Annotated in this window: 18 protein-coding genes; 13 read left to right on the forward strand and 5 right to left on the reverse strand. The window is 77.7% G+C overall.

Going from position 1 to position 23,683, the window contains the following annotated elements; genetic code table 11:
• The first annotated feature begins 103 nt into the window (after positions 1-103).
• The gene (locus tag ACRYR7_RS09075; protein ID WP_432571757.1) at positions 104-1,861 is read left to right on the forward strand and encodes a GAF domain-containing SpoIIE family protein phosphatase; all 1,758 of its coding nucleotides are present in this window, start codon (positions 104-106) and stop codon (positions 1,859-1,861) included.
• Positions 1,862-1,882: 21 nt separating this feature from the next.
• Here the strand turns inward: ACRYR7_RS09075 and ACRYR7_RS09080 are convergent, their stop codons facing one another.
• Entirely contained in the window at positions 1,883-3,802 is a 1,920-nt protein-coding gene (locus tag ACRYR7_RS09080) for a diguanylate cyclase domain-containing protein (protein ID WP_432571758.1), read from the reverse strand.
• Between the two features lie 90 nt (positions 3,803-3,892).
• Between ACRYR7_RS09080 and ACRYR7_RS09085 the strand changes: the two genes are divergently transcribed.
• Positions 3,893-6,199: a molybdopterin-dependent oxidoreductase gene (locus ACRYR7_RS09085; protein ID WP_432571759.1), complete on the forward strand. Its 2,307-nt coding sequence runs from the start codon at positions 3,893-3,895 to the stop codon at positions 6,197-6,199.
• Positions 6,200-6,342: 143 nt separating this feature from the next.
• Positions 6,343-8,220 carry a serine/threonine-protein kinase gene (locus ACRYR7_RS09090; RefSeq protein ID WP_432571760.1) on the forward strand — a complete coding sequence of 626 codons (1,878 nt, stop codon included), beginning with the start codon at positions 6,343-6,345 and terminating at the stop codon, positions 8,218-8,220.
• Between the two features lie 36 nt (positions 8,221-8,256).
• On the opposite strand, the gene ACRYR7_RS09095 is transcribed toward ACRYR7_RS09090, so the two are convergent.
• Entirely contained in the window at positions 8,257-9,546 is a 1,290-nt protein-coding gene (locus ACRYR7_RS09095; protein WP_432571761.1) for an MFS transporter, read from the reverse strand.
• 285 nt (positions 9,547-9,831) lie between these two features.
• Here ACRYR7_RS09095 and ACRYR7_RS09100 point away from each other — a divergent pair, with 285 nt between their 5' ends.
• The 7 genes from ACRYR7_RS09100 to ACRYR7_RS09130 all read left to right on the forward strand — a co-directional run bounded on the left by ACRYR7_RS09100 (position 9,832) and on the right by ACRYR7_RS09130 (position 16,804).
• A complete protein-coding gene (locus tag ACRYR7_RS09100; RefSeq protein WP_432571762.1) occupies positions 9,832-12,192 on the forward strand; it encodes a transglycosylase domain-containing protein in 2,361 nt (786 codons plus the stop codon).
• A 14-nt stretch (positions 12,193-12,206) separates the two neighbouring features.
• Positions 12,207-13,661, forward strand: coding sequence for a glycosyltransferase 87 family protein (locus ACRYR7_RS09105; RefSeq protein ID WP_432571763.1), 1,455 nt, complete (start codon positions 12,207-12,209; stop codon positions 13,659-13,661).
• A gap of 249 nt (positions 13,662-13,910) precedes the next feature.
• Complete coding sequence (gene rpsF, locus ACRYR7_RS09110) at positions 13,911-14,207, forward strand: 30S ribosomal protein S6 (RefSeq protein ID WP_166612803.1); 297 nt, start codon at positions 13,911-13,913, stop codon at positions 14,205-14,207.
• The gene (locus tag ACRYR7_RS09115; protein WP_432571764.1) at positions 14,207-14,791 is read left to right on the forward strand and encodes a single-stranded DNA-binding protein; all 585 of its coding nucleotides are present in this window, start codon (positions 14,207-14,209) and stop codon (positions 14,789-14,791) included. The genes rpsF and ACRYR7_RS09115 overlap by 1 nt, the downstream gene beginning before the upstream one ends.
• Before the next feature lie 141 nt (positions 14,792-14,932).
• Positions 14,933-15,169 (forward strand): 30S ribosomal protein S18, encoded by a 237-nt coding sequence (rpsR, locus tag ACRYR7_RS09120; protein WP_166612805.1) that lies wholly within the window; start codon positions 14,933-14,935, stop codon positions 15,167-15,169.
• Between the two features lie 14 nt (positions 15,170-15,183).
• A complete protein-coding gene (rplI, locus tag ACRYR7_RS09125) occupies positions 15,184-15,636 on the forward strand; it encodes a 50S ribosomal protein L9 (RefSeq protein WP_432571765.1) in 453 nt (150 codons plus the stop codon).
• Between the two features lie 160 nt (positions 15,637-15,796).
• Positions 15,797-16,804, forward strand: a complete 1,008-nt coding sequence (locus tag ACRYR7_RS09130; RefSeq protein WP_432571766.1) for an iron-siderophore ABC transporter substrate-binding protein — start codon at positions 15,797-15,799, stop codon at positions 16,802-16,804.
• A 26-nt stretch (positions 16,805-16,830) separates the two neighbouring features.
• Here the strand turns inward: ACRYR7_RS09130 and ACRYR7_RS09135 are convergent, their stop codons facing one another.
• Positions 16,831-17,361, reverse strand: a complete 531-nt coding sequence (locus ACRYR7_RS09135) for a riboflavin kinase (RefSeq protein WP_432571767.1) — start codon at positions 17,359-17,361, stop codon at positions 16,831-16,833.
• A gap of 124 nt (positions 17,362-17,485) precedes the next feature.
• Complete coding sequence (locus tag ACRYR7_RS09140) at positions 17,486-18,844, reverse strand: MATE family efflux transporter (protein ID WP_432571768.1); 1,359 nt, start codon at positions 18,842-18,844, stop codon at positions 17,486-17,488.
• A gap of 453 nt (positions 18,845-19,297) precedes the next feature.
• Between ACRYR7_RS09140 and dnaB the strand changes: the two genes are divergently transcribed.
• The 3 genes from dnaB to ACRYR7_RS09155 all read left to right on the forward strand — a co-directional run bounded on the left by dnaB (position 19,298) and on the right by ACRYR7_RS09155 (position 22,832).
• Positions 19,298-21,838 (forward strand): replicative DNA helicase, encoded by a 2,541-nt coding sequence (gene dnaB, locus ACRYR7_RS09145; RefSeq protein ID WP_432571789.1) that lies wholly within the window; start codon positions 19,298-19,300, stop codon positions 21,836-21,838.
• A gap of 137 nt (positions 21,839-21,975) precedes the next feature.
• Positions 21,976-22,293, forward strand: a complete 318-nt coding sequence (locus ACRYR7_RS09150) for a hypothetical protein (RefSeq protein ID WP_432571769.1) — start codon at positions 21,976-21,978, stop codon at positions 22,291-22,293.
• Positions 22,294-22,484: 191 nt separating this feature from the next.
• The gene (locus ACRYR7_RS09155) at positions 22,485-22,832 is read left to right on the forward strand and encodes a cupin domain-containing protein (protein WP_432571770.1); all 348 of its coding nucleotides are present in this window, start codon (positions 22,485-22,487) and stop codon (positions 22,830-22,832) included.
• A 28-nt stretch (positions 22,833-22,860) separates the two neighbouring features.
• On the opposite strand, the gene ACRYR7_RS09160 is transcribed toward ACRYR7_RS09155, so the two are convergent.
• On the reverse strand, positions 22,861-23,646 hold the full coding sequence (locus ACRYR7_RS09160; protein ID WP_432571771.1) for a putative protein N(5)-glutamine methyltransferase: 786 nt from the start codon (positions 23,644-23,646) through the stop codon (positions 22,861-22,863).
• Between the last annotated feature and the right edge of the window lie 37 nt (positions 23,647-23,683).

A 23,683-nucleotide genomic window follows, 5' to 3' on the forward strand; every position in this document is an offset into this window, starting at 1 on the left:
TCATGCCGCCCCCGCCGCCCCGGTGCGCGCACCGGGGCGGCGGGGGCGGCATGATGCGCCCACGGCTGCAGCAGGGCGGCCGCCGGGGCGCGGGGGTGGGGACGTGGCGGGGCTCGAGGCGCTGCACGAGCTGGCCACCACCACCCTGCTGCCCTCCCGGCCCGACGCCGACCTGGACCGCTTCGCGCGCCTGGCCACGATCGCCCTGGGCACCCCCGTCGGGCTGGTGTCCATGGTCAGCACCAGCGGGCAGGTCTTCCCCGGCTGCGTGGGCCTGCCCGAGCCCTGGCAGAGCGAGCGCGCCACCCCCCTGACGCACTCGCTGTGCCGGCACGTGGTCACCTCCGGGCGCACCTTCGTCGTCGACGACGCCCGCGAGGACCCCCTCACCGCGGGGTCCGCGGCGATCCCCGACCTCGACGTCGTCGCCTACGCCGGGGCGCCCCTGCGCCTGGCCGACCCCGACCGCCCCGCCGGGCCCGACGACCCCGCCACCCCCGTCGTCGGGGTGCTGTGCGCCATCGACAGCCGGCCGCGGCCCTGGACGCGCGCGCAGGTCGCCGTCCTGGAGGACCTCGCCGCCGCCTGCTCCGCCGAGCTGAGCCTGCGCCTGGTGCAGGAGCGCCAGCGGCTGCTGCTCGCCCTCGCCGGCAGCCTCGTCGGCGCCCGCACCGTGCCCGAGGTGCAGTCCGCCGTCGCCGCCGTCACCCGCGCCCAGCTCGGCGGCGCCACCGCCCTGCTCGTGCTGCGCGAGGAGCAGGACCGGCTGCGCGTGGCCGACCCCGCCGCCCTGCCGCCGGGCGCGGACCGCGCCTGGCGCACCGCCCGCCTCGCCGACGCGCTGCCCGCCCCCACCGCCGTGCGCGAGCACCGCCCCTTCCTCTTCGCCGACCGCGCCGAGCTGTGCGCCGCCTTCCCCCTGGTCGCCGCGCGCGCCGTCCCGGCCGGGCTGGGCGCCAGCGCGTTCCTGCCGCTGCTGGTGGGCGGCGAGACCCTCGGCGCGCTGGTGCTGCTGTGGCAGGAGGAGCGCGCCGTGCTGCAGGGCGAGGAGGAGGTGTGGAGCGCGCTGGCCGGCTTCACCGCCCAGGCCCTGCACCGCGCCCAGCTCGAGGGCCGCCAGCGCTCGCGCGCGGAGGTCCTGCAGCGCTCCCTGCTGCCCACGCTGCCGCGGGTGGACACCCTGCGCCTGGTGGGCCGGTACGTGCCCGCCGGCCGCCGCGAGCAGGTCGGCGGCGACTGGTACGACGCGGTCGTGCTGCCCGACGGCGCCACCACCGTCGTCGTCGGCGACGTCGCCGGCCACGACGTGGCCGCCGCCGGGAGCATGGGGCAGGTGCGCGGGCTGCTGCGCGCCTTCGCGTGGGACCGCGCCGAACCGCCCACCGACGTCGTCGGGCGCCTGGACCGCGCGATGCTCGGCCTGGGCGTGGACGCCCTGGCCACCCTCGTGCTCGGCCGCGTCGAGCAGAGCGCCGAGCAGGCCGCCCGCGGCGTGCGCGGGCTGCGCTGGACCAACGCCGGGCACCCCCCGCCGGTGCTGCTGCACCCCGACGGGCGCACCGAGCTGCTCACCACCCGCCCCGACCTGCTCGTGGGCCTGCTCGGCGACGCCGCCCGCCACGACCACGCCGTGGAGGTCGCGGACGGCTCGGTGCTGCTGCTGTACACCGACGGGCTCATCGAGCACCGCGGCCGCAGCCTCGCCCGCGGCCTGGAGCTGGTGCGCGAGTGCCTCGCCCGCCTGCACGGGCTGCCCCTGGAGGAGCTGCTCGACGCGCTGCTGGCCGAGCTCGTCGGGGCCAGCCCCGAGGACGACTGCGCGCTGCTGGCCGTGGCGTTCGACCCGCAGCCGCCGCGCTGAGCCGCCCCGGCCCGCGCGCCCTCAGCCCCGGCCGCGCTCCCCGCGCTCCAGCGGGCGCAGGTCCACCACGCGCGCGGACGCCGAGCGCACCCCGCCGCCGGGGGCGCGGCCCCGCTCGCCCTTGCCCGCCTTCGCCGCGTACATCGCCGCGTCCGCCTCCCGCAGCACCCGCTGCGCGTCCGCCCCGCGCGCCGCGATCGACAGCCCCACGCTGATGCCGACGGGGAACTCCCACCCGGCCACCCGGAACGGCTCGGCCATCGCCGCCACGACCCGCTCCGCCACCGCCTCGGCCGCCGCCGCGTCCGGCAGGTCCGGGCACACCACCGCGAACTCGTCGCCGCCGATGCGCGCCACCGTGTCGCCCGGGCGCACCGCCGCGCCCAGGCGCTCGGCCACCCCGATGAGCACGTGGTCGCCGGCGGCGTGCCCGCCGGTGTCGTTGACCGGCTTGAAGTCGTCCAGGTCGCAGTACAGCAGCGCCACCCGCCGCCCCGAGCGGCCCGCGGCCCCCAGCGCGTGCCGCAGCCGGTCCTCCAGCAGCGTCCGGTTCGGCAGCCCCGTCAGCGCGTCGTGCAGCGCCGCGCGCCGCAGCGTGCGCTGCACCAGCCGCCGCTGCGTGACGTCGGCGACCTGCACCACCGCGGCCACCTCCCCGGCGCGGCCGTCCTCGCGCCACGTCGGCCACGCCGAGGCCGCCAGCTCCAGCCACACCTCGCCCCCGCCGTGCTGGACCTCCGCGTGCCAGTGGGCGCTCTCCCCGGCGCGCACCCGGTCCACCATCTCGTGCACGGCCTCCACGAACGCCCCGCGGTGCTCGTCGTGCACCTGCTCGGACCAGTCCGAGCCGACCTCCACGTCGTGCCCCAGCATCGAGCGCAGCCGGTCGTTGACCCGCGCCACCACGGCGCTGCCGTCGGCGCGCAGGCGCAGCAGCGCCACCCCCAGCAGGGCGTCGTCGAACGTGCGGCGGAACAGGTCCTCGCGCCGGCGCGCCTCCACCACCGCGCGCTCGCGCGCGCGCACCACCAGCGACATCACCATCGTCACCGCCCCGCACGTGAACAGCAGCGCCTGCAGCACCGTCGTGCGCTGCTCCGCGCCGAAGGCCGCGTACGGGCCCCGGCCCGCCGACGTGCCCGCCGTCGCCAGCAGCGCCACCAGCAGCAGGCACGTCAGCGCCCGGCCCAGCCCCAGCCGCGCCGCCCCCCACAGCACCGGCACCACCACCAGGAACGACCACGGCCCCGACCCCGTGCGCCAGAACACCGCCAGCGCCACCGCCGCCGCCACCGCCAGCGCCGCCGCCCACTCCGCGCGCGCGGCGCGGGTCGTGCGGTCCACCGCGCGCGGCGCGCCCGCCGGCAGCAGCAGCGGCGCCACCAGCAGCACCCCCAGCAGCTGCGCGGTCGCGTGGTGCAGGACCCCGCCCCCCAGCCCCAGGGGCTGCACCAGCACGCACGCCGCGGCCACCCCCGCCGCCGCGCCCGCCGCCAGCCGCCACGCGTCGCGCGTGGTGCGCAGCCGCAGCGGCCGGCGCTGCGTGAGCACCCCCGTCACCGCCGCGCCCACCGCGCACTGCACCGCCTGCGCGCTCGCCAGCACCACCGCCGCGGTGGCGTCCAGGCCCAGCGCGCGCAGCGCGAGCGCGCTGCCGGCGGCCGTCCCGGCCACGCACCACCACCGCCGGGCCGGGCGCCGCACGGCCAGCGCCAGCGCCGCCCCCGCGGCCGGCCACCACACCGCCGCGCCCACCCCGCCCACCACGGGGGCCAGCGCGCTCAGGGCCGCCACCAGCACCGCCGTGCTCAGCGCCAGGCGCGGGCCCGCCCCGCGCGGGGGAGCGGGACGCCGGGCTCCCCTCCTGACCCCGGCGTCACCGCCCTCACCCGCACGGGTCAGCGCGGGACCCTCGTCGTGACGCTGCGTAGCGGTGCTCATGGGCCCTCATCGGCAGGTGCGGCGGAGGACTTGAGCGCTCGCACGGGTGGGTCCGCGCATCGGCCTGCGCGCGTCGGCGATCCTGGTGCCGTGAGCACGACGACGCCCCCGTCCGGCACCCCGCACTCCTCGCACTGGGGCGCGTTCCGCGCCACCACCGGCGCCGACGGCCGCGTCCACGTCCAGCCCCACCCCGACGACCCGGACCCCTCGCCGCTGCTGGGCAACGTGCCGGTGGCCGCCACGCCCACCGCCCGCGTGCTGCGCCCGCACGTGCGCCGCGGCTGGTGGGAGGACGGCCCCGGGCCCGACGCGCGCCGCGGCCTGGACGAGTTCGTCGCCGTGGAGTGGGACGAGGTCCTGGACCGCCTGGCCGGCGAGTACCGGCGCGTGCTGGACCAGCACGGCCCCACCGCCGTGTTCGCCGGCTCCTACGGGTGGGCCAGCGCCGGGCGCTTCCACCACGCCCAGAGCCAGATCCACCGCTTCTCGCACTGCCTGGGCGGGGCCGTGCGCTCCTCGTGGACGTACAGCCACGGCGTCGGCGAGGTCCTCATGCCGCACGTCGTGGGCAACCAGGAACCCCTGCTCTCGCCCACCGCCCTGTCCAGCGTCGAGGCGCACACCGACCTCGTCCTGGCCTTCGGCGGGCTGCCCGCGAAGAACTCCGAGGTCGCCAGCGGCGGCATCAGCCGCCACGAGATCGCCGGCCGGCTGCGCGGCGCGAAGGCGCGCGGGGCGGAGTTCGTGCTCGTCTCCCCGCTGCGCGACGACCTGGCCGCCGAGCTGGACGCGCAGTGGGTCGCCCCCGTGCCCGGCACCGACGCCGCGCTGCTGCTGGCGATGTGCCGCGTCCTGGTCGAGGAGGGCCTGCACGACGAGGGGTTCCTGGCCCGCTGCTGCTCGGGCACCGAGCGCTTCCTGGCCTCCCTGGAGGGCGCCGGGGACGGCGTGGTGAAGACCCCCGAGTGGGCCGAGGCGATCACGCAGGTGCCCGCCGCGACGATCCGCGACCTGGCCCGCCGCGCCGCCGCCGGGCGCACCATGGTCACCGTCAGCTGGTCCGTGGCCCGCACCCGCTTCGGCGAGCAGCCGCTGTGGGCGGCGGTGGCGTTCGCCTGCCTGCTCGGCCAGGTCGGGCTGCCCGGCGGCGGCTTCGGCCACGGCTACGCCTCCACCGGCGGGGTGGGGCGGCGCACCGGCAGCTACCCGCTGCCCACGCTGCCGCAGTTCGCCGACCCGCTGCGCCTGCGCATCCCCGTCGCCCGCATCGCCGACGCCCTGCTGCACCCCGGCGAGCCCTACGAGGTCGACGGCCGGCACGAGACGTACCCGCACCTGCGCCTGGTGCACTGGGCCGGGGGCAACCCCTTCCACCACCACCAGGACCTGCAGCGGCTGCGCCGCGCCTTCCAGGCCGCCGAGACCGTCGTCGTGCACGAGCCGTTCTGGACCACCACCGCCCGCCACGCCGACGTCGTGCTCGCCACCACCACCACCCTGGAGCGCGAGGACGTCGGCGCCGCCCGCTACGACGACCGCCTGGTCCGCATGGGCCGCGTGCACGAGCCCCTCGGGCAGGCCCGCGACGACTACGCGGTGCTGTCCGCGCTCGCGCACCGCCTCGGCGTCGGGGAGCGCTTCACCGAGGGCCGCGACGCCGCGCAGTGGGTGGAGCACCTGTACGAGCAGTGGCGCACCGGCCCCGCCGCCCGCGCCGGCCTGAGCGCCCCGCCCTACGCGGACTTCCTGGAGGCGGGGGAGTTCCTGCTGCCCGACGAGGCGGAGGAGAAGGTCATGTTCGCCTCCTTCCGCGCCGACCCCGCCCGCTTCCCGCTGCGCACCCCCAGCGGGCGCATCGAGCTGCACTCCAGCGCCGTGGAGTCCTTCGGCTACGACGACTGCCCCGGGCACCCCGTGCACCTGCCCACCGACGAGGCGCCCGACGCGGAGTTCCCGCTGCACCTGGTGGCGAACAACCCCGCCACCCGCCTGCACAGCCAGCTCGACCACGGCGCGCACTCGCAGGCCGGCAAGGTCGCCGGGCGCGAACCGGTGCGCATGCACCCCGAGGACGCGGCCGCGCGCGGCCTGTCCGACGGGCAGGTCGTCGTCCTGCGCAGCCGCCGCGGCAGCTGCCTGGGCGGGCTGGTCGTCTCCGGGGACGTGCGCCGCGGCGTGGTGCAGATGTCCACCGGCGCCTGGTGGGACCCCGTCGCCGGCGAGCGGGCCGGGGTCACCTGCGGCTACGGCAACGTCAACGTCCTCACCCGCGACGTCGGCTCCTCACGCCTGGCGCAGGCCTGCACCGGCCAGCACGCCGCCGTGCAGGTCGCCGCCCACACCGGCCCGCTGCCGCGCGTGACCGTCTTCGACCAGCCCGTCACCGGCTCCTGAGCGGGCGGAGCGGGGGGAGGGTCCCGGCGCGAGGAGGGGCGCCGACGGGCCGCGCGGTTCACCCGGACGGGTGAGTTCGTGAGGCATCATGGCAGCCCATCCCGGTGCGCGGTCCGCACCGCCGAGGCGCGGAGGTGCCACAGGTGAGCGACGGCTGGTCGGACGACGGGCTGACCTCCGCGGCGGACCTCCCCCCGGTGGTGCGCCACCGCGCGGGGCCCCGCGAGGACCCCGACCGCTACGAGCTGCTCGGCGCGGCCGACGGCGCCGACGAGGCCTGGCACGTCCTGGACCACCGCGCCTCTGCCGGCGAGGCGCTGTTCACCCTCGTCGCCCTGCCGCCCGGCGGGGGCGGCGAGCGCGACGCCGCCGCCGACGAGGTGTGGCGCGAGCGCGCCCGGGGGCTGGCGCGCGTGCACCACGCCGGCCTGGCCGGCGTCGTGCACACCTTCACCGGCGCCGCCCCGCACCTGCCCGGCGGCGCCGCGCACGACGGGCCCGCCTGGCTCTACGCCGTGCGCGAGCAGGCCGCCGGCCGCTCCGTGGCCGACTGGCTGCGCGACGACCCCGGCGCCGGCGTGCAGGAGCGCTTCGCCGTGCTGACCGTCACCGCCGGGATCCTGCACGAGCTGCACCGCGGCACCGACGACACCCCGCCCGTCGTCCACGGCGACGTCACCCCCCGCACCGTGCGCCTGAGCGGCTTCTGGCCCGGCGGGGGCGTGCGCCTGGCCGGCGCGAGCCTGGGCGGCCCGCGCAGCGACCCCGCCCGCCACCGCGCCGGCAGCACCTGGACCGCCCCCGAGGTGCGCGCCGGGGCGCTGCCCTCCGCGGCCGCCGACGTCTACGGCTTCGCCGCGACCGCCGTGCTCGTGCTCACCGGTCAGCCCCCGGCCACCGGCCCCGACGGGCTCGTGGACCCCGCGCTGGTGCGCCGCCAGCTCGCCGCCGCCCCGCAGACCGCCGCCCACCCGGCCGCCGCGGACCTGCTGCTGCAGGGCCTGGCCGAGGACCCGCACCTGCGCCCGGCCGACCTGCCCGGGTGGGTGCGCGCGGTGCGCTCGCTCGTCGCCCCCGGCGCGCCCGGTGCGCCCGGTGCCCTCGCCGCTCCGGGGTCGCCGGCCGCGCTCGCCGCCGTCCCCGCCGCCGGGGCGCCGCGCACCCTGGCGCGCCGGCCGGTCGCGGTCGTCCTGGGCGCCCTGGTGCTGGCCACCGCGGGCACCGCGGTCGCGGTCACCGCCGTGCAGCAGGGCCGCCTGCAGGACGTGCCGAACCCCGTGGCGATCGTGCAGCCGCCGCCCACGAGCGCGCTGCCCACGTCGGCGGCCACCCCGCCCGGGCAGGCCGCCCCGGCGCCCACCGGCACCGCGCGCGGCGGTGACCGCTCCACCGGCAGCGGCACCGGCAGCGGGACCGGCACCGGCAGCGGCGCGTCCGGCGCGCGCACCACCCCCGGCGCGCCGGGTGGGCGGGCGAGTGCGCCCGCGGTGCCGCCGTCGAGCCCCGCACCCCCGTGGCGCGCCGTCCCCAGCGCGAGCGCACCCGCGCTCCCGTCCGCCGTGCCGACCCCCGCGCCGCCCGGCGACCAGGCCCCGCCGGCCGCCCCGGGCCGCCCCGCGGTGCCCACGCGCCCCGCCGCGCCGCCGGTGACCACGCCGCCGCCCGCGCTCCTGACGCCGGTGCCCGTCCCGCCGGTGCCGGTGCCCCCGCTCACCACGCCCCCGGAGCCGACCCCGCCGGTCACGCCCCCGCCGGTGACGACCCCGCCGGTCACGACGCCGCCGGTCACGCCCCCACCGGTGACGACGCCGCCGGTGACCGACCCGCCGGTCACGCCCCCGCCGGTGACGACGCCGCCGGTGACGCCGGTGCCGACCCCGACGGGGACGCCCACGCAGCCGGACCCGCCGGAGCCGACCTCGCCGGTCACGCCCACGTCGCCGCCCGCGGTGACGGACCCGCCGGTGACCGACCCGCCGGTGACCGACCCGACGGTGCCCGGCGCACCCGCGGCCCCCTGACGCCGGGCCCTCCGGCCCCCGCCTCGCGCGGGCGGCTCAGCGGACGGTGAGCGCCCCGGCGCGCGCCCGCACCCGCAGCAGGGCCAGGGCGGCGTAGCCGGCGCCGAGCGCGACGGCCACGCCGCCCAGGCGCCCGTCCGCCGGCACCAGGAACACCGCCAGCCCGCACGCCACGCAGTAGCTGACGTTGAAGACCAGGTCGTAGGCGGTGAACACCCGCCCGCGGTACGCGTCGTCCACGCTGCGCTGCACGACGGTGTCCACCCCGATCTTGGCGCCCTGCCCGCCCAGGCCCAGCGCCCCCGCGGCCACCGCCAGCACCGCCGGCGACGTGCTCAGCCCCACCAGCACCTGCCCCGCGCCCGCCACCAGCAGGCAGCCGGCGATCCAGCCGTGCACCCGCCCGTGCCGCGCGCCCCACGGCGCCAGCACCGCCGCCGCGCCCGAGCCGACGGCCACCGCGCCCAGCAGCACCCCCAGCGCCGCCAGCCCCGCCGCGGGGTCGTCCGCGTCGGCGAGCGTGGTGCGGCACAGCACCACCACGGCGACCGTCGTCAGCCCGAACGCCCACCGGTGCCAGGCCACCACGCCCAGCGCCGAGGCCGCGGCCCGTCGCTCGCGCAGGTGCGCCAGGCCCGCCACCACGTCGCGGGCGCTGCCGCGCACCACCGACGCCGCCGTGCGCACCCCCGCCGGGGCCTCGCGGGCGTCCGGGCCCAGCAGCGCCGGCGGGAAGCGCAGCGCCAGCAGGCCCGCCAGCAGGTACCCGGCCGCGGCGGCCAGCAGCGCCACCACGTCCGCGGACCCGCCGGTGCCCGCCGCCGCCGTCAGCGCCACCGTCACCGCCGCACCCGCCCCGGCCGCCACCGTGCCCAGGCTGGGCGTCACCGCGTTGGCGATCACGAGCTGGCCCGGCCGCAGCACCCGCGGCAGCGCCGCCGACAGCCCCGCCAGCAGCGCCCGGTTCACCGACAGCACCGCCAGCGCCAGCACGCCCACCGCCACGTCGCCCCACCCGGCGGCCAGGCCCGCCGCCGCGGCCACCGCCAGCGCGGCGCGCAGCAGGTTGCCCAGCCCCAGCACCGAGCGGCGCGAGCGGCGGTCCAGCAGCACCCCCGCCCACGGGCCCACCACGGTGAACGGCAGCAGCAGCACCGCCGAGGCGAACGCCACCCCCGCCGGCGTGGCCTGCCGCTCGGGCGAGAAGAAGAACAGCGAGGCCAGCCCGGCCTGGAAGGCGCCGTCGGCGCCCTGCCCGGCCAGGCGCACGCCGACCAGGTGGCGGTAGCGCGGCGTCCTGATCAGCTGCGCGAGCTCTGCGATCACCCCTGGTCGCGGCACCCGCACACGCTACGGGGAGGCGCGCCGCGCCCGCCGTGGAGGTCTCGTGCACACCCGCCCCGCCGGGCGGGTGCGGCGGGCACCCGCCGGAACGGCACGCATACTGGGACGGCCGGACGGTGGTGGTGGCCCCGGGCGCGCGTCCCGGACGGGCGCGGCGAGCGGGGCCGCCGAAGACCCGGCCGGCGGCTGCCGATGGACCGGCAGCGCACCCGTGCCGCGCCGCGAGCCCAGCCCGCGCGCGCCCGACGCCCGGAGGACCCGACCCAAGTGGCTTCCCGCCGACCCGCCCCCACCCCGTCGTCCCGCCTGCCCCGCCAGCCGGGGGGACGCGGGGGCGGCCGCACCGCCGCGCCGCCGCGCCGGCGCCGCGGCCGCCGGGTCCTGGCGTGGATCGGCGGCCTCTTCGCCGTCGGCGTCGTCCTCGCCGTCGCCGGCTTCGCCACCGCGTACGCGCTGGTGGACGTGCCCGACCCCAACGAGCTCGCCGACGCGCAGGTCAGCACCGTCTACTACTCCGACGGCACCACGCCCATCGGCACCTTCGCCGAGGTCAACCGGCAGAACGTCTCCATCGACGAGGTGCCGCAGGTCGTGCAGCACGCCGTGCTGGCCGCCGAGGACCGCACCTTCTACGAGAACCGCGGCGTCTCGCCCACCGGCATCGCCCGCGCGCTGTGGACGAACGCCACCAGCGGCTCCCAGCAGGGCGGCTCCACCCTGACCCAGCAGTACGTGAAGAACTACTACCTCTCCTCCGAGCAGACGTACCGCCGCAAGGCGGAGGAGTTCTTCCTCGCCCTGAAGATCGACCAGCAGCAGTCCAAGGCCGAGACGCTGGAGAACTACCTCAACACCGTCTACTTCGGCCGCGGCGCCTACGGCGTCCAGGCCGCCGCGCAGGCGTACTTCGGGGTGGACGTCGCCCAGCTGGACGCCTCCCAGGGCGCGCTGCTGGCCGCCGTGCTCAAGGCGCCGCGCAACTACGACCCGCGCAACGACCCCGAGGCCGCCGCCCAGCGCGTGGACTACGTCCTGGACGGCATGGTCGAGGAGGGCTGGCTGTCCGCCGCCGACCGCGCGCAGGCCGGGCTGCCCGAGACCGTCGAGCCCTCGCAGGACGAGGACACCTACGCCGGCACCGACGGCTACCTGCTGGACACCGTCAAGCGGGAGCTGTCCAGCACCGTGGGCCTGAGCGACGAGGAGATCGAGCGCGGCGGCCTGGAGATCACCACGACCTTCGACGCGCAGGCCCAGGAGGCCGCCGTGGAGGCCGTGCAGGACCAGCTGCCCTCGAAGGTCCCCGAGGGCTTCCACGTCGCGCTGTCCGCCGTCGACCCCGCCACCGGCGGCGTCCGGGCCATGTACGGCGGGTCGGACTTCCTCGCGCGCAACCGCAACGCCGTCACCCAGGACATCGCCCAGGCCGGCTCCACCTTCAAGCCCTTCACCCTCGTGGCGGCGCTGGAGAAGGGCATCTCGCTGCGCACCACCCTCAGCGGCGCCGACGGCCTGACCGTCGACGGCTGGGAGGTCTCCAACTTCGGCGACTCCTCGTACGGGCGCATCGACCTGCTCACCGCCACCGCCAACTCGGTGAACACGGTGTACGCCCAGCTCAACGAGGAGGTCACCCCCGAGGCGACCCGCAACGTCGCCGTCCGCGCCGGCTACCCGGAGGACACCGTCGGCCTGGCCGACCGGGACACCACGATCTCCAACGTGCTGGGCACCGCCTCCCCGCACCCCATCGACGTCACGCAGGCCTACGCCACCTTCGCCGCGCAGGGCGTGCGCACCCAGTGGCACACCATCGCCTCCATCGACGACACCGACGGCACCCGCACCTACACCGCCTCCCCGACGCGCGAGCGCGCCTTCTCCGAGGAGGTCGCCGCCGACGCCACCTACGCCATGCAGCAGGTCGTGCAGCGCGGCAGCGGCCGCTACGCGCGCAACCTGGGCCGCCCGGCCGCCGGCAAGACCGGCACCTCCTCGAGCAACAGGTCGGCCTGGTTCGCCGGCTACACCCCGCAGCTCGCGGCGTCCGTGGCGCTGTACCAGACCAGCGCCGACGGCACCTCGACGGAGTCGCTGAAGCTGGGCGGCGGCGAGGTCACCGGCGGCTCCTACCCGGTGCGGATCTGGACGTCGTTCATGCGCGCGGCCCTGCAGGGCACCGACGAGGAGGACTTCCCCGAGCCCGCCTACGTCGGCTCCTCGCGCGGCTCGTCGTCCTCCTCGACCTCGACCTCCACGAGCACCCGCCGCCCCAGCGCCACGTCCTCCTCCTCCGCCTCCTCCTCCGCCACCTCCTCGCCCACCGCCACGGCGACGGGCACCGCCACGGACTCGCCCACCGGCACCCCCACCGGCGAGTCCACCGCCACCGCCACCCCCGGCTCCACCGCCGGCGGCGGCACCACCGCCCCCACCGCCACCACCGGCAGCGGGAACGGCGGCAACGGCGGCGGCGACGGCGGCGGCGACGGCGGCGACGGCGACGGCACCGGCGGCGACGCCGCGGACGAGGGCGCCGCGCAGGAGGGCACCGCGACCGGGCAGGGCGCCGGCGCCCCCACCGCCGCGCCCGAGCCCGCGGCCACGGGCGCCGGCACCGGCGGGTAGGCCAAGCTGGCGCCGTGAGCACCGGCACCCCGACGCCCCCGCACGACGGCCCCGGCGCGCCCGAGGCGGGCGCCACCGCGGCCGGCGCGCCCACCGCCCCCGTGGCGCCCACCGCCGCCGACCCCGTCGCCCGCGCCGCCAGCGAGGTCCTCGGCGGCCCCGCCGGCCGCCACCTCGGCGCCGGCGGGCCGTGGTGGGCCCAGCCCCTGCCGGTGCTCGTGGCGCTGACGTCGGTGCTCGTCGCGCTCGGCGCCCTCACCAAGCACCACTGCCGCGCGCAGGGCTGGAACACCCCCGACCAGTTCGTGCACGCCTGCTACTCCGACCTGCCCGTCGTCTACACCTCCTCCGGGCTGGTGGAGGGCCTGGGCCCCTACGCCGGCACCGCCCCGCTGGGCCAGCCCCCCGTCACCGCGGCCCTGGCCTGGCTGGTGGCCCGCGCCGCCCCGCACGAGGTCACCGCCGCCGCGCAGCGCGCCTACTTCGACGCCGGCGCCGTGGTGCTCCTGCTCGCCGCCCTGGCCACCGCCGTCGCCGTCGCCGTGACCGCCGGCCCCCGCCGCCGCTGGGACGCCGCCCTGTTCGCCCTCAGCCCCCTGCTGGTGCTCTCCGCCCTGGTCTCCTTCGACCTCGCCGGCGTCGCGCTCGCCACCGCCGGCCTGGCGCTGTGGGCACGGCGCCGCCCCGTCGGCGCCGGCGTCCTGCTCGGGCTGGCCGTGGCCGCCCGCACCTACCCCGTGCTGCTGCTCGTGGCGCTGGCGCTGCTCGCGCTGCGCGCCGGGCGCCCGCGCGCGGCCGCCACCACCGTCCTGACCGCCCTCGCCGCCTGGGCCGCGGTCAACGCCCCCTTCGCGCTCACCTCCCCCGGCACCTGGAGCGCGCACCTGCGCGACGCCCTGAGCCGCCCCGCCGGCTACGGCTCGCCGTGGCTGCTGCCGCAGCTGCTGGAGCAGGCCGCCGGCGACGCCGGCGCCACCGGGCTGGGCGCCGGGGCGGTGACCGCGCTGACCGTGGGCGGCTGGGCGGTGTGGCTGCTGCTCGTGGCGCTGCTCGTGCTGTGGGCCCCGCGCCGCCCCCGCCTGCCGCAGGTCGCGTTCCTGCTCGTGGCCGGCGCCTGCGCCCTCGGGCCGGCGTTCCCCCCGCAGGCCTCGCTGTGGCTGGCGCCGCTGGCGGCGCTGGCCGTGCCGCGCTGGCGCGAGCACCTGCTGTGGTGGGCCGCCGAGGCGGCCTACTTCGCCGCCGTGTGGCTCTACGTCGCCGGGCAGTCCCAGCCCTCCCGGGCCCTGCCCCCCGAGCTGTACGCGCTGCTGCTGGTGCTGCGCCTGGCGGCGCTCGCCTGGCTCGCGGGCTCCGTCGTGCGCGACGTGCGCTCGCCGTGGCGCGACCCGGTGCGCGCCGAGGGCCTGGACGACCCGGCCGGCGGGGACGTGGACCGGGCCCCGGACGCGCTGGTCGTGCGGGTCGCCTGAGGTCCCGGCCCCGGTGCCGCCCCCGGCTCGCCGCTCCCGCCCGCGCCGCGGGCTCCCCAGGGGCGCGCGGGGCGCCGCGCGGGCCCGCGGCTGTGGACGGCGGCCGGGGCGCCGGCGGCGGGCGGCAGGGTGGGCGCCGAGGGGCCGGTAGACTGTGTCGGTCCTGCGCCCGTCGACGGGCGCGGACGACGCACCAGACCCTCCTGCCACGGAGAGACCGTGGCCGCCTGAGACCGAAGGAGGTGGGGAATGAGCGCGCGTCAGTACGAGCTCATGGTGATCCTCGACGCGGAGCTGGAGGAGCGCACGGTCAGCCCGTCGCTCGAGCGGTTCCTCAACGTGGTCCGCCAGGGTGGTGGCGAGGTCGGCAAGGTCGACATCTGGGGCCGCCGCCGCCTGGCCTACGACATCAAGAAGAAGTCCGAGGGCATCTACGCCGTCGTCGAGCTCAACACCACGCCCGCCGTGGCGCAGGAGCTCGACCGTCAGCTGAACCTCAACGAGGCGGTGCTGCGGACGAAGCTGCTCCGCGCCGAGGCCGCCTGATGGCGGGGGAGACCGTCATCACGCTGGTCGGGAACCTGACCAACGACCCCGAGCTGCGCTTCACCCCCTCCGGGGCGGCCGTGGCCAACTTCACCGTCGCGTCCACCCCCCGCACGTTCGACCGCCAGTCGAACGAGTGGAAGGACGGCGAGACGCTGTTCATGCGCTGCGCCATCTGGCGCGAGGCGGCGGAGAACGTCGCCGAGTCCCTCACGCGCGGCACCCGGGTGGTCGTCACCGGCCGCCTGCAGTCGCGCACCTTCGACACGAAGGAGGGCGAGAAGCGCACCGTCATCGAGATGCAGGTCGACGAGATCGGCCCCTCGCTGCGCTACGCCACGGCGAAGGTCAACAAGACCTCCCGCGGCGGCGGCGGTGGCGGCGGCTTCGGCGGCGGCGGCAACTCCGGTGGCGGCTTCGGCGGGGGCAACCCCGGCGGCAGCGGCGGCGGTGGCGGCTGGGGCGCGAGCTCCGGCGGCGGCGGTCAGCAGCAGGACGACCCGTGGGCCACCGGCCCCTCCGGCGGTGCCCCCGCCGGCGGCGGTGGCTGGGGCGGCGCGTCCAACGACGACCCGCCCTTCTGACGGGCCGTCCCCCGCCAGCACTCCCAGACCCTCCGGGTCTGACCCTCGGTGCGCCGCGGCACCCGCCGCGACCCGCCGAGCACCACGAACGACGTCATCCCGGGGCCGAACCCCGGGCTCTCACGAGAGGGGAGCACCACGATGGCCAAGGTGCCCGTGCGCAAGCCCAAGAAGAAGCAGAACCCGCTCAAGGCCGCCAAGATCGAGAGCGTCGACTACAAGGACACCGCGCTCCTGCGCAAGTTCATCTCCGACCGCGGCAAGATCCGCGCGCGTCGCGTGACGGGCGTGTCCGTGCAGGAGCAGCGCCAGATCGCCAAGGCGATCAAGAACGCCCGCGAGATGGCGCTGCTGCCCTACAGCAGCTCCGCCCGCTGAGGAGGGGGAACGACGTGAAGCTCATCCTCACCCACGAGGTGTCCGGTCTCGGCGCGCCCGGTGACGTCGTCGAGGTCAAGGACGGCTACGGCCGCAACTTCCTGCTGCCCCGCAACCTGGCCACCCCGTGGACCAAGGGCGGCGAGAAGCAGGTCGAGTCGATCCGCAAGGCCCGCAAGGCCCGCGAGATCGCCAGCCTCGACGACGCCAAGGCCGTCAAGCAGTCGCTGGAGTCCCGCACCGTGGCGTACGCCGCGCGCGCGGGCCAGGGCGGCCGCCTGTTCGGCGCCGTGACCCCGGCCGACGTCGCGCTGGCCGTGACCGCCGCCGGCGGCCCCGCGGTCGACAAGCGCAAGGTCGAGCTGCCCCAGCCGATCCGCACCGTCGGCGTGCACAAGGCGCTCGTGCGCCTGCACCCCGACGTCTCGGCGACCGTCACCATCGACGTCGTCGCGGCCCAGGGCTGAGCACCTCACCACCACGCCGGGGGCCGGTCGCGCGCTGCGCGGCCGGCCCCCGGTGCGTGCGGGGCCCCGCCGGGCCCGCGGGCCCCACCGGCACCGGACGCGGCTGAGGTTAGGCTGTCCTCGTCCAGGCGCAGGGCCGGGACGTCGCCCAGGAGGTCCCGTGCTGCCGTCCCGCCGTGCCGTCGTCGTCTCCGCCGCGGTGCTCGCCCTGGCCGCCTGCGGCTCCGGCGGCTCCGGCGGTTCCCCGCAGGAGGGCGCCACGGGCACCGCGGGCAGCGCCCCCGGCGGCGCCTTCCCCGCCACCGTGAGCACGAAGTTCGGCGACGTCACCGTCGAGGCCGCCCCGCAGCGCGTCGTCGCCCTGGGCTGGGGCGACGCCGAGACCGCCCTGGCGCTCGGCGTGCAGCCCGTGGGCGCCTCGGACTGGCTCGCCTTCGGCGGCGAGGGCGTCGGGCCCTGGGCGCAGGGCCTGTACACGACCCCGCCGGAGGTCATCGGCACCCTGGAGCCCTCCTACGAGGCGATCGCCGCGCTGGCCCCCGACCTCATCCTCGACGTCAAGAGCTCCGGCGACGCCGACCGCCACGCCAAGCTGTCCGCCATCGCCACCACCGTCGGCGTGCCCGAGGGCGGGGACTCCTACCTGACCACCACCGAGCAGCAGGTCACGCTGATCGCCACCGCCCTCGGCAGGGCCCAGCAGGGCCGGGACCTCCTCGCCGGCGTCGAGGAGGACTTCCGGCGGGCCGCGGCCGCCCACCCGCAGTGGGCCGGCCGCAGCGCCACCGCGGCCGCGCGCACCAGCCGCGGCTGGGGCGCCTACGTCGAGGGCAGCGAGCGCGTGCAGTTCCTCGAGCGCCTCGGGTTCGTGCAGAACCCGCAGGTCGCCGCGCTGCCCGTGGCCAGCAGCGGCTTCACCGTCGACGTCTCCACCGAGCAGCTCAACCTCCTCGACGCCGACGTGGTCGTCGTCTTCCCCATCTCCGTGCCCGAGACCGACATCACCGCCGACCCGGTGTGGCGGGCCCTGCCCGCCGTCGCCGACGGCCGCGCCCTCGTGCTGCCCCCGGACGTCTCCAGCGCCTACTCCCTGAGCACCGTGCTGTCCCTGGGCTACGCGCTGGAGCAGATCGTCCCGCGCCTGGAGCAGGCCCTGCCGGCCTCCTGACCGGGGGCCCACCGCCCCGGGCGCCCTCAGCCGCCCAGGACCTCCACGGACCCGCCCAGCAGCCCGCCCAGGCCCGCGCCGAGCGCCCAGCGGCGCGTGGCGGCCACGTCCCGCTCCAGCTGCGCGGCGAGCTCACCGGCACCGCCGAAGACGCGCTGCGGGCGCAGCGGCAGGTGCAGCGCCACGAGCAGCGAGCGGCCCACCAGGTCCACGTCGGCGTCCAGCAGGTGCGCCTCCAGCACCCGCCCGCCCCCCGGCCCGCACACCGGCGCGCCCACGGACACGCACGCCACGTGCACCGGCCCGCCCCCGGCCGGGTCCACCTGCGCGGTGCCGGCCCAGAAGCCGTCGCGCAGCGCCCCGCCGCGCACGGCCAGCGCCGCGGCGGGCACGTCGGCGGTGGGGAAGCCCAGCAGCTCGGCCCGGCCCGCGCCGCGCACGACGAGGCCCTGGGCCCGCACGACGCGCAGGCGGTCGGCGTCGGCGCGGCGCGGGGCGGGCACGAGGCCGCCCGGGCCGCGGCCGGCGCCGGGGAGCGCTCCGGTGGGACGGGTCACGGTGTCCTCCTGCCGTCGTCGGTGCCGCCCAGTCAAGGCGACGCCCGTTTCCTGCGGGGAACGCCGCCGTTTCCGTGCCGTTGCGCTGCGCGGTCGGACCGGTGGACGCACCGCGCCCGCCCGCTCACCCCGCGCCGGTGACCACCCAGGCCCCGGAGCGCTCGCGCCGCACCAGCGTGAGCAGCCGCGCCAGCGAGTACGCCCCCGCGAACGACACCCACAGCCACACCAGGCCCGCGCGCCCGGGCGGCGCGAGCAGCAGCACCAGCACCGCCAGCGGCGCGTACGCGGCCAGGGCGGCCAGCCCCGCGCGCGCCAGGTAGCGCCCGTCGCCGGCGCCGATGAGCACCCCGTCGAGCACGAACACCCACCCGGCCACCGGCAGGCACGCGCCCAGGACGACCAGGGCGGCGGCCAGGTCGCCGCGCACCTGCGCCTGCGGGGCGAACAGCCCCGCCACCGGCCAGCAGGTCGCCGCCACCAGCAGGCCCAGCGCCGCGCCGACCACCACGCCCCAGCGCACGCAGCGGCGCACCACGGCGCGCGCGCCGGCGACGTCGCCGCCGCCCAGGGAGCGGCCCACCAGGGCCTGCGCGGCGATCGCCAGGGCGTCCAGGGCCAGCGCGGTGGTCGTCCACACCGTCGTGGCCACCTGGTGGGCTGCCAGGCCCGAGTCGCCCTGGGCGGCGGCCACGAACGTCGTCAGCAGCAGCGCCACCCGCAGCGTCAGGGTCCGCACGAGCAGCGGCACGCCCGCGCGGGCGCTGCGCAGCACCCCCAGCGGGTGCGGGCGCACCGGGGCGCCGGTGCGGCGCACCCCGCGCAGCACGACCACCGCCAGCGCGAGCGCCATGAGCACCTGCGTGGCGGCGGTGCCGGCCGCGGAGCCGGCGATGCCCAGGCCCAGGCCGTGCACGAGCAGCAGGTTCAGCACCACGTTGAGGCCGGCCCCGGCGCCGGCCACCAGCAGGGGCGTGCGGGTGTCCTGCAGGCCGCGCAGCACGCCGGTGGCGGCCAGCACGACGAGCATCCCCGGCAGCCCCCACAGGCTCACCCGCAGGTAGGTGAGCGCGAAGGGGCGGGCCGCCTGCGAGACGCCCAGGGCGTCGACCACGGGCCCGGCGGCGGCGTGCACGACCACGGCGGTGAGCACGCCCAGGCCCAGGGCCAGCCACACCCCGTCCACGCCGGCGGCCAGCGCCGAGCGCACGTCGCCGGCGCCCAGGCGCCGGGCGACGGCGGCGGTGGTGCCGTAGGCGAGGAAGACGAAGAGGCTGACGGCCGTGCTGAGCACCGCCCCGGCCACGCCCAGGCCGGCCAGCGGCAGCGTGCCCAGGCGGCCGACGATCGCCGAGTCCGCCAGCAGGAACAGCGGCTCGGCGACCAGGGCGCCCAGCGCGGGCACGGCCAGCCGGGCGATCTCGGCGTCGCGCGCACCGGGCCGCAGCCGCCCGACCGGGCCGTTACCGGACCGAAACCCCACGGTCGCCCTCCCGTCGTTCGGGTGGATTCGTCCTCCACACCGGGTGGACGGCATCGTCGCAGGTCAGAGGCGGTGCGCCGTCGCCGGGGGGTGCGGATCGGCGAGTTGCCCCCAGGGTTGTCCACACCCTGTGCACCGCCACCCCCAGGTCGTCCACAGGTTGTCAACCGGTCTGTGCACAGGCTCGTTTGACCGTGCCCGTCCGGGTGCGCGAGGGTGCCTGGACCGCAGTGTCGGACCCTCCCGGTAGACCTCGGTCGACAGCGGTGGTGGTGCCGGTGGACGGCCGCTCCAGCGGCCGGTGGCCGGCCGTTCGGGGAAGAGGGGCGCAGCAGCGTGACGACGTTCGACGACGCGCCGGCGCAGCGCGGCGGGCCCGCGGGCCCGCGGCGCAGGGGCGGCGACCGCGGCGGCGACCGGGGTCCCGAGGTCGGCAGCGAGCAGTTCGAGCGGATGCCCCCGCAGGACATCGCCGCCGAGCAGGGCGTGCTCGGCGGCATGATGCTCTCCAAGGACGCCATCGCCGACGTCGTCGAGGTGCTCAAGGGCCAGGACTTCTACCGCCCCGCCCACGAGCTGATCTACGAGGCGATCCTCGACCTCTACTCGCGCGGCGAGCCGGCCGACCCCGTCACCGTCTCCGCGGAGCTGACCAACCGCAACGAGCTCGCCCGCGTCGGCGGCACCCCCTACCTGCACGACCTGATCTCCACGGTCCCCACCGCCGCCAACGCCGGCTTCTACGCCCGCATCGTGCGCGAGCGCTCCGTGCTGCGCCGCCTCGTCGAGGCCGGCACCCGCATCGTGCAGATGGGCTACGGCGCCGACGGCATGGACGTCGACGCCATCGTCAACTCCGCCCAGGCCGAGGTGTACGCCGTCACCGAGAAGCGGGTGAAGGAGGACTACGCCGTCCTCGGCGACGTCATCGAGGGCGCCATCGACGAGATCGAGGCCAGCTCCCACCGCGGCGAGGGCATGGTCGGCGTCCCCACCGGCTTCGCCGACCTCGACGGCCTCACCAACGGCCTGCACCCCGGCCAGATGATCGTCATCGCGGCCAGGCCCGCGGTCGGCAAGGCCCTGGCGCTGGACACCCCCCTGCCCACCCCCACGGGGTGGACGACCATGGGCGAGGTGCGGGTCGGCGACGAGCTCGTCGGCGCCGACGGGCGCCCGACCCGCGTCGTCGCCGCCACCGGCGTCATGGTGGACCGGCCCTGCTACGAGGTCGTCTTCTCCGACGGCAGCACCGTGGTGGCCGACGCGCAGCACCAGTGGCTCACGAGCACACGAGCGTCGCGCAAGTCCGCCCACGCCGCGGCGACCGGCTACGACCGCACGAAGAACCAGCGCACCTTCCCGTCGGTGAAGACCACGGAGGAGATCGCGGCCACGCTGAGGTGCGCGGACCGGCGCCTCAACCACGCGGTGCCGCTCACCGCGCCCGTCGACCTGCCCGAGCGGGAGCTGCTTGTGCCGCCATACACCCTCGGGGCGTGGCTCGGTGACGGCACCAGCGCCAGCGCCCAGCTGACCACCGCCGACCCCGAGATCACCCTGCACGTCGAGGACGAGGGGATCGCGGTCGTGCCCCGAGGCGGTCTCAGCTACTCGCTGCGCCTGCCGACGCCGGTCATCGCGCGCAAGGACTGCGTCGTGTGCGGTGAGCCCTTCGTGCCGCGCACCTCGCAGGTGAAGACGTGCGGGCGCAGCTGCGGAGGCCGTTCGCGCGGTGTGGGCGAGCCCGTCGCGGCCCCGACGTGCCCGGACTGCGGCCGCCCCTCGAGCGGCCTGGTCCTCTGCCAGGACTGCCGGAACGAGCACGGGACGGTCCAGGCCCGTCTGCGCACCCTGGGGGTGCTCGGCGACAAGCACGTCCCGACGAGCTACCTGCGCGCGTCCATCGCCCAGCGTCGCGCTCTGCTGGCCGGCCTGCTCGACACCGACGGCACCGTCGCGCCCAGCGGCACGGTGCAGTTCTCGGTGACCTCGCGGAGGCTCGCCACCGACGTCCGGGAACTCGTGCACAGCCTCGGTTACCGCACCGGCTGGAGCGAGAAGGCCGTGCGGGGCCGCAGCGAGGAGTCGTCCCGCGCCTTCACCATCACCTTCAGCACCGACGACGACGTCTTCTTCCTGGAGCGCAAGCGGCTCCTGCACAAGGAGCGCCGCGTCCGGGCCTTCCAGCGCCGGGACTCCCGGTTCATCACGGAGGTGCGTCCCGTCGCTCCCGTGCCGGTGCGCTGCGTCGAGGTCGACAACGACGACCACCTGTACCTCGCGGGCCGGTCGATGGTGCCCACGCACAACTCCACCCTCGGGCTGGACATCGCCCGCGCCGCCTCCATCAAGCACGGCCTGGCGTCGGTGATCTTCTCCCTGGAGATGGGCCGCAACGAGATCTCCATGCGCCTGCTGTCCGCCGAGGCGCGCATCCCCCTGCAGAACATGCGCAAGGGCACGATGCGCGAGGACGACTGGACGAAGCTGGCGCGCACCATGGGCGCGATCTCCGAGGCGCCGCTGTACATCGACGACTCGCCGAACATGTCGCTGATGGAGATCCGCTCCAAGTGCCGGCGGCTCAAGCAGCGCGCCGACCTCAAGCTCGTCATCGTCGACTACCTGCAGCTGATGACGTCGGGCAAGCGGGTGGAGAGCCGCCAGCAGGAGGTCTCGGAGTTCTCCCGTGCGCTGAAGCTGCTGGCCAAGGAGCTCGAGGTGCCCGTCATCGCGCTCTCGCAGCTGAACCGCGGTCCCGAGCAGCGGACCGACAAGAAGCCGCAGATGAGCGATCTCCGCGAATCGGGATCTATCGAACAAGATGCCGACATGGTGATTCTTCTGCACCGCGAGGACATGTACGAAAAAGAATCACCGCGCGCCGGTGAGGCTGACTTCATCGTCGCCAAGCACCGCAACGGCCCCACCGACACCATCACCGTCGCCTTCCAGGGCCACTACTCGCGCTTCGTGGACATGGCGACCTGACGCACCGCCCCCGCGGGCGGGCGGCGCGGCGGCACGGACCTGCCAGGACGGCACGGACCTGCCGGGTGCGCCCGTCGCCGGGCGCCGGGGGCCGGCGGCGTGGGAGCCTCCTGACCCCACCGACCGGAAGGATCCCCGTGAGCGTCGCCGGCACCTGGAACCTGACCATCGCCACCCCCGTCGGGGAGCAGCGGACCACCGTGGAGCTCACCGGGGAGGACGCCGACCTGCGCGGCGTGGCCCGCACGGACACCGGCGACGTCGCCCTGAAGGACGTCAGCCTGCGGGGTGAGCGGCTGACCTGGAAGCAGTCGATCACCCGCCCCCTGCGGCTGAACATCGCCTTCGACGTCGTGGTGCGCGGCGACGAGATGGAGGGCAGCTCCAAGGCCGGGGTGTTCCCGAGGTCGCAGGTCACCGGCCGGCGCGTCGCGTCCGCGCAGCCGGCGCTCTGACGGCACCCCCGTGCCCGGCGGAGGCGGCGGCGAGGGCGGCGGCGAGCCCGTCTGCTGGCTGGAGCGCGTGTGCCCCGGGTGCGGGGCGCTGCGCGAGCGCCGGCCGGCGGCGCCGTGCCCCGCGTGCGCGGCGCCGCCCGACGGGGAAGACTGACGGCTCCGGGCCCGACGGAGAGCTGGGGAGGACGACCGTGGTCGATCTGCGTGGTGCCGCCGAGGCGCACCTGGAGGCGGCCCGCGCCTCCGCCCACGGCCGCAGCGCGGAGCTGCTCGTGCACGACAACCGCTTGCGGCAGACGGTGATCGCCCTGACCGCCGGCAACCACCTGGGCGAGCACAACCCCCCGCACGCCGGCAGCCTGCACGTGCTCAGCGGGCGCGTGCGCCTGACGGGGACCGCGGGCGCCGGGGACGTCGAGGTGGGCGGCGGCGAGCTCGTCGTGATCACGCACGAGCGCCAGGCGCTCCAGGCGCTGGAGGACTCGGTGTTCCTCTACACCACGGTGACCGGGCTGACCGCGGAGGACCGCGCCGTCTGAGCGGCGGGCCGCCGACCCGGCGGGCCCGTCAGGGGGCGGGCCGCAGCGCCACCAGCGCGGTGGTGTCCCCGTCCTCGTCGGTGGCGGTGCCGGCGTCCAGGCCCGCCGCGCGCGCGGCCAGCAGCACCGCGGGCACCTGCTCCTCGCCCACCTCCACGACCAGCGCCCCGCCCGGGCGCAGCCACCGGCGCGCCCCGGCGAGCACGCGGCGCGCCACGTCCAGGCCGTCGGTGCCGCCGTCCAGCGCGCGCGCCGCCTCGTGCTCGCGCGCCTCGGGCGGCATGAGCGCCACCTGCGCGCTGGGCACGTACGGCACGTTCGCGACGACGACCGCGACGGTGCCGGCCAGGTGGGCGGGCAGCGCGCCGAACAGGTCGCCGCCGTGCACGTGCGCGCCGGGCAGGTTGGCCCGCGCGCAGCGCACCGCGGCCGGGTCCAGGTCGGCGGCGTGCACGGTCAGGCCGGGCACCCGCGCCGAGAGGGCGGCGGCCAGCGCGCCGGTGCCGCAGCACAGGTCCACGAGCACGTCGCCCGGGGCGAGCAGGGGTGCGGCGAGGTCCACGAGCACCTCCGAGCGGTGCCGGGGCACGAACACGCCCGGTTCCACCCTCAGGCGCAGCCCGCAGAACGCCGCCCAGCCGAGCACGTCCTCCAGGCGCTCCCCGCCCGCCCGCCGGGCCGCGAGCCGCTCCAGGTCGCCGGTGCCGGCGGCCGCCGCGCGCAGCAGCGCCGCCTCCTCCTCGGCGAAGACGCACCCGGCGGCGCGCAGGCGCGCGACGAGGTCGTCGCCGGCGCTCCCGGGGGCGGTGGGCACCGGGGGAGTGTGCCGGGGCGCGGGCGGCCCCCGCCAG

Source organism: Kineococcus gurbantunggutensis (assembly GCF_050871925.1).
GTDB lineage: Bacteria > Actinomycetota > Actinomycetes > Actinomycetales > Kineococcaceae > Kineococcus.

What these genes read in the sequence shown, in the direction of transcription:
- ACRYR7_RS09080 (WP_432571758.1), bottom strand. Translation starts at nt 3,802, where the DNA reads ATGAGCACCGCTACGCAGCGTCACGACGAGGGTCCCGCGCTGACCCGT.
- rpsF (WP_166612803.1), top strand. Translation starts at nt 13,911, where the DNA reads ATGAGCGCGCGTCAGTACGAGCTCATGGTGATCCTCGACGCGGAGCTG.
- ACRYR7_RS09115 (WP_432571764.1), top strand. Translation starts at nt 14,207, where the DNA reads ATGGCGGGGGAGACCGTCATCACGCTGGTCGGGAACCTGACCAACGAC.
- rpsR (WP_166612805.1), top strand. Translation starts at nt 14,933, where the DNA reads ATGGCCAAGGTGCCCGTGCGCAAGCCCAAGAAGAAGCAGAACCCGCTC.
- dnaB (WP_432571789.1), top strand. Translation starts at nt 19,298, where the DNA reads ATGCCCCCGCAGGACATCGCCGCCGAGCAGGGCGTGCTCGGCGGCATG.